This is a genomic window from Gordonia sp. CPCC 205515, from assembly GCF_048537925.1.
GTDB lineage: Bacteria > Actinomycetota > Actinomycetes > Mycobacteriales > Mycobacteriaceae > Gordonia.
This window is the reverse complement of sequence record NZ_JBCLVJ010000010.1, coordinates 340,871-351,994: the sequence shown is the minus strand read 5'-3', so window position 1 is coordinate 351,994 and position 11,124 is coordinate 340,871. Positions and strand designations below refer to the sequence as shown.

General features: G+C 66.1%; 13 protein-coding genes. 6 read left to right on the top strand and 7 right to left on the bottom strand.

Features of this window, described 5'->3' with window-relative positions:
- Positions 1-2: 2 nt before the first annotated feature.
- From AAFP30_RS16675 to AAFP30_RS16665, 3 genes are all read right to left on the bottom strand, one after another.
- A complete protein-coding gene (locus AAFP30_RS16675; RefSeq protein WP_419231078.1) occupies positions 3-668 on the bottom strand; it encodes an urea amidolyase associated protein UAAP2 in 666 nt (221 codons plus the stop codon).
- A 120-nt stretch (positions 669-788) separates the two neighbouring features.
- A complete protein-coding gene (locus AAFP30_RS16670) occupies positions 789-1,628 on the bottom strand; it encodes an urea amidolyase associated protein UAAP1 (protein ID WP_419231077.1) in 840 nt (279 codons plus the stop codon).
- 109 nt (positions 1,629-1,737) lie between these two features.
- Positions 1,738-3,264 (bottom strand): amino acid permease, encoded by a 1,527-nt coding sequence (locus AAFP30_RS16665; protein WP_419231076.1) that lies wholly within the window; start codon positions 3,262-3,264, stop codon positions 1,738-1,740.
- Between the two features lie 244 nt (positions 3,265-3,508).
- Between AAFP30_RS16665 and AAFP30_RS16660 the strand changes: the two genes are divergently transcribed.
- A complete protein-coding gene (locus AAFP30_RS16660) occupies positions 3,509-4,156 on the top strand; it encodes a TetR/AcrR family transcriptional regulator (RefSeq protein ID WP_419231075.1) in 648 nt (215 codons plus the stop codon).
- Here AAFP30_RS16660 and AAFP30_RS16655 read toward each other — a convergent pair.
- Complete coding sequence (locus AAFP30_RS16655) at positions 4,122-4,619, bottom strand: DUF4188 domain-containing protein (protein ID WP_419231074.1); 498 nt, start codon at positions 4,617-4,619, stop codon at positions 4,122-4,124. The genes AAFP30_RS16660 and AAFP30_RS16655 overlap by 35 nt on opposite strands.
- Before the next feature lie 55 nt (positions 4,620-4,674).
- Here AAFP30_RS16655 and AAFP30_RS16650 point away from each other — a divergent pair, with 55 nt between their 5' ends.
- Genes AAFP30_RS16650 through AAFP30_RS16635 form a run of 4 tightly spaced genes read left to right on the top strand, consistent with a single transcriptional unit; the run spans position 4,675 to position 6,726 of the window.
- Positions 4,675-5,247 (top strand): WHG domain-containing protein, encoded by a 573-nt coding sequence (locus AAFP30_RS16650; protein ID WP_419231073.1) that lies wholly within the window; start codon positions 4,675-4,677, stop codon positions 5,245-5,247.
- A gap of 29 nt (positions 5,248-5,276) precedes the next feature.
- Positions 5,277-5,795: a MarR family winged helix-turn-helix transcriptional regulator gene (locus tag AAFP30_RS16645; RefSeq protein ID WP_419231072.1), complete on the top strand. Its 519-nt coding sequence runs from the start codon at positions 5,277-5,279 to the stop codon at positions 5,793-5,795.
- Entirely contained in the window at positions 5,792-6,160 is a 369-nt protein-coding gene (locus tag AAFP30_RS16640; protein WP_419231071.1) for a DoxX family protein, read from the top strand. The genes AAFP30_RS16645 and AAFP30_RS16640 overlap by 4 nt, the downstream gene beginning before the upstream one ends.
- Positions 6,136-6,726, top strand: a complete 591-nt coding sequence (locus tag AAFP30_RS16635; protein WP_419231070.1) for a hypothetical protein — start codon at positions 6,136-6,138, stop codon at positions 6,724-6,726. The genes AAFP30_RS16640 and AAFP30_RS16635 overlap by 25 nt, the downstream gene beginning before the upstream one ends.
- Before the next feature lie 126 nt (positions 6,727-6,852).
- On the opposite strand, the gene mmsB is transcribed toward AAFP30_RS16635, so the two are convergent.
- Genes mmsB through AAFP30_RS16620 form a run of 3 tightly spaced genes read right to left on the bottom strand, consistent with a single transcriptional unit; the run spans position 6,853 to position 10,456 of the window.
- A complete protein-coding gene (gene mmsB, locus AAFP30_RS16630) occupies positions 6,853-7,722 on the bottom strand; it encodes a 3-hydroxyisobutyrate dehydrogenase (protein WP_419231069.1) in 870 nt (289 codons plus the stop codon).
- A 25-nt stretch (positions 7,723-7,747) separates the two neighbouring features.
- The gene (locus tag AAFP30_RS16625) at positions 7,748-8,914 is read right to left on the bottom strand and encodes an acyl-CoA dehydrogenase family protein (protein ID WP_419231067.1); all 1,167 of its coding nucleotides are present in this window, start codon (positions 8,912-8,914) and stop codon (positions 7,748-7,750) included.
- A 9-nt stretch (positions 8,915-8,923) separates the two neighbouring features.
- Positions 8,924-10,456, bottom strand: a complete 1,533-nt coding sequence (locus AAFP30_RS16620; protein WP_419231066.1) for a CoA-acylating methylmalonate-semialdehyde dehydrogenase — start codon at positions 10,454-10,456, stop codon at positions 8,924-8,926.
- 196 nt (positions 10,457-10,652) lie between these two features.
- On the opposite strand from AAFP30_RS16620, the gene AAFP30_RS16615 reads away from it, so the two are divergent.
- The gene (locus tag AAFP30_RS16615) at positions 10,653-11,114 is read left to right on the top strand and encodes a flavodoxin domain-containing protein (RefSeq protein WP_419231065.1); all 462 of its coding nucleotides are present in this window, start codon (positions 10,653-10,655) and stop codon (positions 11,112-11,114) included.
- Positions 11,115-11,124 lie beyond the last annotated feature (10 nt).

The following is an 11,124-nucleotide window of genomic DNA, read 5'->3' as shown; positions in this document are numbered from 1 at the left end:
GGTCACCGCTCCGGACGGGTGACGATCACGCGGACGGCCGTCGGGTCGAATCCGTTGCAGGGGTTGTTGATCTGCGGGCAGTTGGAGATCAACACGAGGGTGTCGACGTCGGCCCGCAGCGCCAGCCGCTTGCCCGGCGCGGAAAGGCCGTCAACGATGCCGAGGGATCCGTCGGGGTCGACGGGGACGTTCATGAAGAAGTTGATGTTGCCGACGAGATCGGCTTTGCCCAGGCCGTGCCTGCTGCCCTCGATGAGGAAGTTCTCCACGCACGCGTGCTGATGCTTGGTGTGGTGGCCGTAGCGCAGGGTGTTGGATTCCTGCGAGCAGGCGCCGCCGACGGTGTCGTGATTGCCGACCTCGTCGGCGACAATCGTCATCAGCGGCAACGATTCCTGGTCGCGGATCACCGATCCGGTGGTGAGGAAGATGTTGCCCTGCGCGGCGATGGTGGCTTGCGCGGAGTAGCGGATTGCGTGGTCGTCGGCGCCGAAGAACAGCGTGTCGACGGCCTGGTTACCGTAGAGGTCGACGATGGTGAGGACGTCGCCGGCGGCGACGACGCCCGACCAGGGGCCGCGCTCGGACACCTCGGCGTCGTCAATCACGGTGCCCGGTGCGAGCGTGAGCTCGTCGGCGGGGATGGTGGTGAAATCGGTGATGGTCATGTGTATTTGGTCCTTGCTCATGGTGTGGTCTCGATACGCCTCGGGCTCGCTGCGCTCGCTCGTGGCTACTCGACCAACGGAAGGAGGGTCTCGATACGCCAGCGGAAGTGGGGCGAGAGCTCAGAAATGGGCTGCGGCCCAGACGTCTTCGGAGTTCGCCACGGCACGTTGGTATTCCGGTTCGGTGTCGGCGACACCGGCGAGCAGTTCGTCGAGGTCGGCGTTCGCCTTCCAGGCGAGCAGTTCGAGTGGTCCGGTGTCGAAGGTGGGTGACGGGTCGAGCGGGTGGGCGGTGTTGACGACGGCGACCACGCACGGCAGGTGCAGGATCAGATCGACGGATTTGTCCCGGCCGGCCGATCCCTTGGACGTCAGGGTGCCGTCGGACTCCACCACGACACCGTGGAAGAAGGACAGCGACGGCGCGACATCGGTGGGCGTCAGTCCGTGTTTGGCGGCGGCCAGGGTGAACATCTCGCGTCCCGCCGGAGTGGCCGAATAGACCTGTCCATCACCGTATTTGGCCGCGTTCCCGGCCAGAGTGGTGGTGCCGCACAGCGCGTCGTGATGGCCGGACTCGTCGGCGACGACGGTGGCCAGCGCACGGCCCTGATCGCTGAGCAACGGGTGGCCGGCGCCGAGGTAGGCCTGCCACGGAACCTTGACGGTGTCGGCGACATTGAGGCGTTCCCAGGGTGCGTCGGCGCGCCACAGCAGTAGGTGCGCGCACGCCGATCCGGTGACATCGCGCAGACGCAGTCGGGTGCCGCGGGCAAGCACCTTGCTGGTGTAGCGGCCGCCGGGAATCGTTTCGGCCCACGTCAATTGGGCCGCGTCGACGTCAGCGGGCGGGGTGGGCCAGGCGCTGGCGGGCACGACGGGCATGGAGTCGGTGATGGTGCCGGCCTGCGCCCGGGCGTGGGCGCGGGCACCGGCGGTGGAGGCGGTGGTTGTGGTCATGAGAGTGGGTTTCCTTGTGCTTTTCGGCAGTCGAGTAGGGAGGAGCTGGCGACGACCGTATCGAGACCACTCGCGTGGTTTCCCCGGTCGAGTAGGGGTTTCGACGACCTCAGCCGACGGTGACCGGCTTGGGATGTTCCTTGCCGCGCGGGTAGCAGGCGATGCCGACGAGGACGGTGATCGCGATGCAGATCGGGCCGGCCCAGCGCAGGATCGGCATTTCGCCGGTCGGGTCGAAGACCTCGGCCCGGGGCCACGCCAGGTTGATCACCATGAGGACGCCGTAGGTGACGGCGAGCAGGTTGACCACGATGCCGAAGCGGCCCAGGCTGAACAGCTTCTTGCCTTCGGCGTCGACCTGCGGTCCGCCGTGCGGCCAGCCCTGGAAGCGGCGGTAGAGCATCGGGCCGGTCACCGCGAGATAGGCGAGGTAGATCAAGATGATGCAGACGCTGGCCAGCGTGGCGAAGATCGCCGAGTTGCCCACGTTGATGACCAGGATGCCGATGCACAGCACGCCGATCAGGATCGCCGGCGCGATGGGGGTGCCGGTCCGCTTGTTGACGTGCGACAGCGTGGCGGAGAACGGGAGGCGTCCGTCGCGGGCCATCGAGAACATCAGCCGCGAGCATGCGGTCTGGATCGCGAGGGTGCAGATGAAGATCGCCACCGCGACGTCGCACAGCAGGACCTTGCCCCAGAAGCTGCCGAGGACCGAGTCCAGGACGTAGGGCAGGCCGCCGGTGGCCAGCTGTTCGTCGAGGGTGGGTGCGGCCATCAGGGCGCCGAGCAGCATCAATCCGCCACCGATCGCGGACACGGTGAGCGCCAGGCGAATGGTCCGCGGGGCGACGCGTCGGGGGTTCTTGGTCTCCTCGGCGAGCTCACCGGCCGAGCCGAAGCCGACCATCACGTAAGCGGCCATCAGACCGGAGACGATGAACGCCCAGATGTAGCCGGGCTGCTGGCCGGGGATACCGGTATCGAAGACGACGTCCGGGCCGCGCCGGGCGTGGGTGAACAGGGCCAGCACGACGGCGACTACACCGACGAGTTCGCAGGTCACCCCGATGCTGTTGACGCGGCTCATCCAGGAGATACCGACGCAGTTGATGGCGGTGACCGCGACCAGCAGGATCGACCCGAGCAGGACGGCGTTGGCGGCGCCGCTGGTGCTGGTGAGGGTCGGGTCGTCGCCGATGATCTGGAATCCGCTCCACACCGACGGCAGCACGACCTGCAGGGCGATGGCGGCCGCGGAGGCGGTGACGATCTGCGCGACGATCATGAACCAGCCACCGAACCAGCCGATGACCTCGCCGCCCATGCGCCGCGACCACTGGTAGATGGCGCCGGAGATCGGGTAGCGCGCAGCGATTTCCGCGAAGCAGAGCGCGACGAGGAACTGGCCGGCGTAGACGATCGGCCAGGTCCAGAAGAACGCCGGGCCGCCGAAGCCGAAGCCGAGGCCGAAGAGCTGGAAGATCGTGGTGAGGATGGAGACAAACGAGAAGCCCGCGGCGAAGGACGCGAACTTGCCGAGCGAACGATGGAGTTGCTGGTCGTAGCCGAACTCGGAGAGGTCGTTGGCGTCTACGCCCGACGGGGCGGTCGGCGGGTTGGCGGTGGAGGTCATGTGCGGTGTCGTCTCTCTGCTGAGGCTCCACGTTGAGCGTTTTATCTGTCGGTTGATAGATAAACCCTCCACCATTTCTATCGAGTGACAGAATTGTTGCCTTCCGGAAAACGCATGCTACAGAAGTGTTACGCAATGCAGGCCCCGACGTCGAGCCGGACGGCGACCCGCCGCCAGAGACCCTGCGTGGGTTAGGGTTTTTCCGGCGTCAGACGACGATGTGCCGACGGGAATGAGGAACTTCATGGCCGCGCGAACTCCGCCGACGCCATCCGCGCCGGGGCCGGGTCGCCCCCGGCTGAAGAGTCGACGGCGCCGCGGTGACACCGCCCGCGAAGAGATCCTTGACGCCTCGGCCGAGCTGTTCACCCGCCACGGCTACACCGGCACGTCCACCCGGATGATCGCCGAGGCCGTCGGCATCCGGCAGGCGTCGATGTACCACTACTTCGCGACCAAGGACGAGATCCTCGTCGCGCTGCTCGACACCACCGTCGCCGCGCCACTCGAGCGCGCACGTGAACTGCTCGACGACGACCGACCGCCATTGGACCGACTCCTCGACCTTGCCCGATTCGACGTCACCCAGCTCGCCGAATCGCGCTGGAACCTGGGCGCACTGTATCTGCTGCCAGAGATCGGCGACGAGCCGTTCGCCGAATTCCGCACGGCGCGAGCCGAACTCGCCGACATCTACGAGACGCTGGCGCGCGCGGCGCTTGGCGACCCGGCCGACACCCGGGCACTCCTTCCCTTTCGGCTCGTCGAGTCCGCGATCATGATGCGCTCGGACGAGGAGCGCGGAGAGCTGGGGAGGCACACGGTGACCGGACTCGTGGACACGATCGTCGGGGCAATCAGGATGCTGCTCGAGCACCGTCCGCCGAGTTAGCGGCGATCCGCTGCGCTGCAGTCTTCATCCCGGCGCCGATCGGCACCACACCCACCGCCTCCCCGAGTCCATAAGGGGGCATCCCCGACGAGATCGTCTCGTGCTCGCCGATCACGTACGTCTCATGCCAGATACCAACCGCGTTCTTATCCGCATAGCGGTTGTTGAACCATCGCCATACCGGTAGGTGCGGGGCGCCGCCGTCCGCAGCGAAGCGCCGAATGTCCTCCGCCGAACGCCAATACGACACCACCATGAGCGAGCTGCCGAGATAGAGACGTGCAGCGAGGAGCCCCGAATCCGGCCGTTTGCGCAGGTAAACGAGCATGCGCGGCATGGCGAGGAAGGCGCCGAGCCATGCGCGCAGATGCCTGGGCCGCGGGAGGCTCATGCCGATCAGGAACAGCGTCGTCCCCGGCGGCGGTTGCTTGTTGGTCATCCGTCGAGCATCCGGTCGCGCCATCGTGCACTCCGTCCGAAGATTTGATAACAACGTTATGAAACGATGTTATGAAACAATGGCGACCGTGGCAAGACCCCGCGTGCACACCGCCGACCTCCGCGAACGACTCGTCGAGGAAGCGACCACGATTGTCGAGCGCGAGGGATGGGCGGCGCTGTCGGTGCGATCTGTTGCCGGCGCCGCGGACACATCCACCACCGCGGTCTACTCACTCTTCGGAAGCAAGGACGATCTTGCCCGTCGCGTCCTCATCGCCGGGTTCGAGAGCTTCGCGGCTGCGCAGGAGTCTGCCGACACCGACGACATCGGGGCTCTCGGGATCGCCTATGTGGGGTGGGCGCTGGAACACCCACGGCTGTTCGAGATGATGTTCGGCACCTCGGTCGCCGGGATCGAACCCTCCGACGAACTGACCGTTGCATCGCGACGATCCATGGCGCCCTTGCACACCGCGGTCCGGGACGCCGTCGACCGCGGCGTGTTTGTCGATGCGGACGCGGAGACCATCGTCGCGTCTCTGTGGGCACAGGTACACGGGCTCGCGGTTCTCTTGCTCGCCGGGCGATTCCCCGACGGCGCCGATCCCGTCGCCGCGGGGCAGGCAATCGTCAACGGCTGGAAGCGTTGATCGACGAGTTCATGCCCTAAGGTGATGACATGGCCGGGCGCAGCATGCCTTTCGACCCCATCGAGCAGGCACGGGAGAACTGGACCGACGCGGGATGGGGCGATGTCGCCGACGGAATGGTCGCGGTGACCTCGGTGATGCGCGCGCATCAGATCTTGCTCGCCCGGGTGGAGGCGGCGCTGCGCCCCTATGACCTGACCTTCTCCCGCTTCGAACTGCTTCGGCTGCTGGCCTTTTCCCGGCAGCGTGCACTGCCGATCACCAAGGCCAGCGACCGACTACAGGTGCACGTGACCAGCGTGACGCACGCGATCCGGCGACTCGAGGAAGCGGCGCTCGTCCGGCGGGTGCCGCACCCTACCGACGGCCGCACGACGCTGGTGGAGATCACCGAGCTGGGTCTGTCCACCGTCGAGGACGCCACCACCACCCTCAACCGAGAAGTGTTCTCCGATGTCGGCATGAGCGACACCGAGATGACGTCGTTGGTGAAAGCCATTGAATCCCTGCGCCGGAACTCCGGCGACTTCGCCGAGGAGGAACCGTGACCGTCGCCTACTGGATCGTCGCCGCGGTACTGGCCGTGTTCTATCTCTACTCCGGCGGCATGAAGATGATCCGCAGCCAGGAACAACTCGCACCCATGATGGCCTGGGCCGGTACCACCATCCCGATGACCGGCGTCCGGGCCATCGGCGCCGTCGAGGTGCTCGGCGCGATCGGGTTGATCCTGCCACCGCTCACCGGCATCGCACCCGGTCTGGCCCTGTGGGCCGCAATCGGATTCGTCGTGCTCCAGGTGTTGGCCACCGGATTCCATCTGTCGCGCGGCGAGACCAAGCAGATCGGTCTCAACATCGGGCTGATCGTGCTCTCAGCCTTCTCGGTATGGCTTGCGACGGTGTGGATCTGAACGCCGACCAGCGTCCGGAACGTCTGCATCCCATCGCCGCTGAGTTCGAAGCGACGCCAGACGGCCTGTATCTGAGATGGCCGCGCCATCATCCGGAAGCACGCCTCGTCGGATCGCCGATCGGGTGGTCACGCCTGCGCGGCGGCGACCCCGATGCGTTTTCGCCGGAGCTCTATCTCGACGACGATACAGTCGTGTTCGTGAGCGCACTATGCCACGACAAACTCCGAATGACACTGCAACAACACCGGATCCCGATGATCACCCGTCGGCCGGTGTGGTCACTCCTACTCGACCCATTCCTCGACACCGACTACGAAATCGTGCGTGAACGGTGCGAAAGCCGGTTACGCGAGTGCGGTTTTGACGACGACGAGATGCGGGCGATCCGCGCGCGGGTGGCCCCGTACGCGGATCGCTACGTGCAACTCACCTGGGAATGGCAGGATCTCGGGGAAGCCGACCTGATTGCCGGGTATCTCATCGACGCACCGGATCTGCACGCGTACGGCAAGTTTCGACGGTGGGCCGACCACATCGCCGCACGCGGGGAAATGTCGTCGTGACGTCGATGACGGCACTGTGCTGTGACCGGTGCCGCGGCCCTGATGTCCAACACCAGCCACAACTCTCGGCACTGCTCGCGTGCACTGTGCACACGAGTAGTGCCGAGAGCTGTGCCTGATGCGAGATCAGTGCAGCGACGTGATGATCGCGCTGAAGTCCAGGTCCGAATGCTGTTCGGCGAAGCCCTTGTACAGCTGCGCGGCGTGCGTGCCGAGCGGTGCGCGGGAGCCGGTGCTCGCGACGGCGTCCATCGCGAGTCCGAGATCCTTGTTCATCAGTGCGGTGGCGAAACCCGGCTTGTAGTCGTTGTTCGCCGGCGAGGTCGGCACGGGTCCGGGGACCGGGCAGTTGGTCTGTACCGCCCAGCAATTGCCGGTGGCTCCGGTGATCACGTCGTAGAGAGCCTGGTCCGAGAGGCCCAGCTTCTCGGCGAGGACGAAGGCCTCCCCCACCGCGATCTGCTGCACCGCGAGCACCATGTTGTTGCAGACCTTCGCGGCTTGGCCCGCCCCGGCGCCACCACAGTGAATCACCTTGCCCGCCATCGGTTCCAGCGTGGAACGTGCGGCGGCGAACGCTTCCTCGTCTCCGCCGACCATGAACGCGAGCGTGCCGGCGACCGCGCCCTTGACGCCACCGGAGACGGGAGCGTCGATCTGCGCGAAGCCGTGCTCGGTGGCCTGCGCGTGGATTGCGCGGGCGTCTTCGACGGAGATGGTGGAGCTGTCGATGAACAGCGCGCCGGTCGGGGTGGCGGGCAGGATCTCGGCGTACAGGTTCTTCACGATGCCGCCGTTGGGCAGCATGCTGATCACGACCTCGGCGGCGGACACCGCCTCCACCGCGGTCGGGAAGGTGTCGACGCCGTTCTCCTGCGCGGTCTTGACCGCTTCGGGCACCGGGTCGAAGCCGTGGACGGTGTGGCCGGCTTTCACCAGGTTCGCGGCCATCGGGCCACCCATGTTGCCCAGCCCCAGAAAGGCGATCGTCGTCATTGTCGAATCTCCTGTTGTCTCATCGCTAGTTCTCGCGGTGACGGGCGGCGATGGATCTGCCGAGCACCACCCGCATGATCTCGTTGGTCCCCTCCAGGATGCGGTGCACCCGGAGGTCGCGCACGATTTTCTCGATTCCGTACTCGGACAGATACCCATAGCCGCCGTGCAGCTGCAGCGCCTGGTCGGCGACGGTGTAGCAGCCGTCGGTGACGTACCGCTTGGCCATGGCGCACAGCTCCACCTTGTCCGGCGCGTCGGCGTCGAGGGCGGACGCCGCATGCCAGAGCATCAGCCGCGAGGTCTGCAGCGCGGTGGCCATGTCGGCGAGGGTGAAGCGAATCGTCGACTCGTCGATCAGGGCCGCACCGAACGCCTTCCGCGATGCGACGTAGCTCGCCGCCTTGTCGAACGCGGCCTGGGCACCGCCCAGCGACGACGCCGCGATGTTTATACGGCCGCCGTTGAGGCCGTTCATCGCGATCCCGAACCCGATACCCTCTTGCGCACCGAGCAGACTCGTCGCCGGCACCCGCACCTCGTCGAGGATGACCTGTGCGGTCGGCTGGGCGTGCCAGCCCATCTTGTGTTCCTGCGCGCCGAACGACAGTCCGGGTGAATCCTTTTCGACGAGAAATGTCGAGATGCCCTTGGGTCCCGAGCCGCCGGTGCGCGCCATGATCACGTACAGGTCGCTGGAGCCGGCACCGGAGATGAACTGCTTGACCCCGGTGAGGACGTAGTCGTCGCCGACGCGTTCGGCGCGGGTCGACAGCGCCGCCGCATCCGAGCCGGCACCCGGCTCGGTGAGGCAGTAACTCGCGATCGTCTCCATGCTCGCCAGCCGTGGAATCCACTGGGCGCGTTGCTCATCGGTGCCGTACTTGTCGACCATCCAGGCGCACATGTTGTGGATCGACAGGAACGCGGCGACAGCCGGATCGGCGTAGGCGAGCTGCTCGAAGATCCGCACCCCGTCCAATCGCCGCAGACCGGTGCCACCAGCATCCTCCGAGCAGTAGATGGCGCCCATCCCCAACTCGGCCGCCTCACGCAGTTCGTCGACGGGGAAGTGGTTCGACTCATCCCATTCGAGGGCGAATGGCGCGAGTCGTTTCGCGGCGAAACTCGCTGCGGTCTCGACGATCACCTTCTCGTCACCGTCGAGACCGCTATCTGCGAACGTGGTCATACGTCCCACTCAGTCCATCGTCGGGATGACGAACTCGGCGCCATCCTTGATGCCCGACGGCCACCGCGAGGTGATCGTCTTGGTCTTGGTGTAGAACTGGATCGACGCTGGGCCGTGCTGGTTGAGGTCACCGAATCCGGAGCGCTTCCACCCACCAAAGGTGTAGTAGGCCACCGGAACCGGGATCGGCACGTTCACGCCGACCATGCCGACGTTGACGCGGGCGGTGAAGTCGCGGGCGGCGTCGCCGTCCTGGGTGAAGATCGCGACACCGTTGCCGTACTGGTGATCCGACGCCAGGGCGAGGGCCTCCTCGTAGTCGTGCGCGCGCACGATCTGCAGGACCGGGCCGAAGATCTCGTCGGTGTAGGACGTCATGTTCTTGGTGACATGGTCGAAAAGGGTTGGGCCGATGAAGAATCCCTTCGACAGGTCCTCATCGCCGAAGGTCTGCTCGTCGCTGGTGCGTTCGCGGCCGTCGATGACCAGCTCGGCACCTTCCTCGACGCCCTTGCCGATGTAGCCCTTGACCCGCTCGAGCGCGGCGGCGGTGACCAGCGGACCGTAGTCGGCCTTGGGGTCCAGGCTGTGGCCCACTCGCAGCGCATTGACCTTGTCGACGAGCTTGGCGCGCAACCGTTCTGCGGTCTGCTCCCCCACCGGCACGGCCACCGAGATGGCCATGCAGCGTTCGCCGGCACTGCCGTAGCCGGCGCCGATCAGCGCATCGACGGCCTGATCCAGGTTGGCGTCGGGCATGATGATCATGTGGTTCTTGGCGCCGCCGAAGCACTGCGAGCGCTTCCCGTTGGCCGCGGCCGTCGAATAGATGTACTGCGCGATGTCGGAACTGCCGACGAAACCGAGTGCCATCACATCCGGGTTGTTGAGCAGCGCGTCGACCGATTCCTTGTCGCCGTGCACGACCTGGAACACGCCGTCGGGCAGCCCGGCCTCGGTGAACAGTTCGGCGAGGCGCACCGGCACCGAGGGATCGCGCTCGCTGGGCTTGAGGATGAAGGCGTTGCCGCACGCGAGGGCGGGGCCGGCCTTCCACAGCGGGATCATCGCCGGGAAATTGAACGGGGTGATGCCGGCGACCACGCCGAGCGGCTGACGCACCGAGTGCACGTCGATGCCGCTGCCGGCACCTTCGGTGAACTCGCCCTTGAGCAGGTGCGGGATGCCGATGGCGAACTCGATGACCTCGATGCCGCGCTGGATGTCGCCCTTGGCGTCGGGATGGGTCTTGCCGTGCTCGAGGGAGAGCAGGGTGGCCAGTTCGTCGGCGTTCTGGTTGACGAGATCGACGAACCGCATGAGCACGCGGGCGCGGCGCTGCGGATTCCAGGCCGCCCACTCCTTCTGCGCTTCGACAGCGGTGGCGACCGCGGCGTCGACCTCGGCAGTGGTGGCCAGGGGCACCTTGGCAGCGACCTGGCCGGTGCTCGGGTTGAACACGTCGGCAAAGCGGCCGTCGGTGGCGGTCACGGCTGCGCCGTTGAGGTAGTGCTGGATGGACCGGACGTCAGAAGCAGACACGAGAGATCACCTGTTTTCGAGAGAGTCGGGGATATGGCCTCTGCACCAATAGTAGGACATCCAAGTAATTTTGCCCACCCCTCTTGACCTGCAGGTTTCTCTCGATTGGATGTAGGTGGACCGACTAGAGTACCCTCTCTCACCGAGTTGTATGGGTCGTGATACTCCAACGCGCGGCCACGAGAGGAGTCCTGTCATGTCGGTCGTCATCCTGTACGGCACGGAAACCGGAAACTGCGAGCTGGTCGCGGATGCCATCTCCGATGTGCTGGCGGTCGATCACGATCCGTCGATCTATGACATGAGCGAGTTCGCCGTCGAGGATCTCGATCCGGCCGACTTCCTGGTGGTCGTCTGCTCGACCTACGGCGAGGGTGAACTGCCGACCGGCGCCGAGCCGTTCGCCGAGGAACTCGATTCGGTCGACCCCGACCTGACCGGACTGCGCTTCGCCGTCTTCGGCCTCGGCGACTCCGTCTACGGCGAAACCTTCAACCGCGGTGGCGAGATCATGGCCGAGATGCTGACCAAGCGCGGCGCGACCCAGGTCGGCGAGCACGCCCGCCACGACAATTCGTCCACGGTCAAGCCGGCCAAGCAGGCATCCGAGTGGGCGCAGACGCTGGCCCCGATCATCGAACCGCTCACCACCAACTGATCCTCTCGCC

Coding starts and splice junctions, on each gene's coding strand:
- AAFP30_RS16675 (WP_419231078.1), bottom strand. CDS start 668: ATGACCATCACCGATTTCACCACCATCCCCGCCGACGAGCTCACGCTC.
- AAFP30_RS16670 (WP_419231077.1), bottom strand. CDS start 1,628: ATGACCACAACCACCGCCTCCACCGCCGGTGCCCGCGCCCACGCCCGG.
- AAFP30_RS16615 (WP_419231065.1), top strand. CDS start 10,653: ATGTCGGTCGTCATCCTGTACGGCACGGAAACCGGAAACTGCGAGCTG.
- AAFP30_RS16625 (WP_419231067.1), bottom strand. CDS start 8,914: ATGACCACGTTCGCAGATAGCGGTCTCGACGGTGACGAGAAGGTGATC.
- mmsB (WP_419231069.1), bottom strand. CDS start 7,722: ATGACGACGATCGCCTTTCTGGGGCTGGGCAACATGGGTGGCCCGATG.
- AAFP30_RS16645 (WP_419231072.1), top strand. CDS start 5,277: ATGGCCGGGCGCAGCATGCCTTTCGACCCCATCGAGCAGGCACGGGAG.
- AAFP30_RS16665 (WP_419231076.1), bottom strand. CDS start 3,264: ATGACCTCCACCGCCAACCCGCCGACCGCCCCGTCGGGCGTAGACGCC.
- AAFP30_RS16635 (WP_419231070.1), top strand. CDS start 6,136: ATGGCTTGCGACGGTGTGGATCTGAACGCCGACCAGCGTCCGGAACGT.
- AAFP30_RS16655 (WP_419231074.1), bottom strand. CDS start 4,619: ATGGCGCGACCGGATGCTCGACGGATGACCAACAAGCAACCGCCGCCG.
- AAFP30_RS16660 (WP_419231075.1), top strand. CDS start 3,509: ATGGCCGCGCGAACTCCGCCGACGCCATCCGCGCCGGGGCCGGGTCGC.
- AAFP30_RS16650 (WP_419231073.1), top strand. CDS start 4,675: ATGGCGACCGTGGCAAGACCCCGCGTGCACACCGCCGACCTCCGCGAA.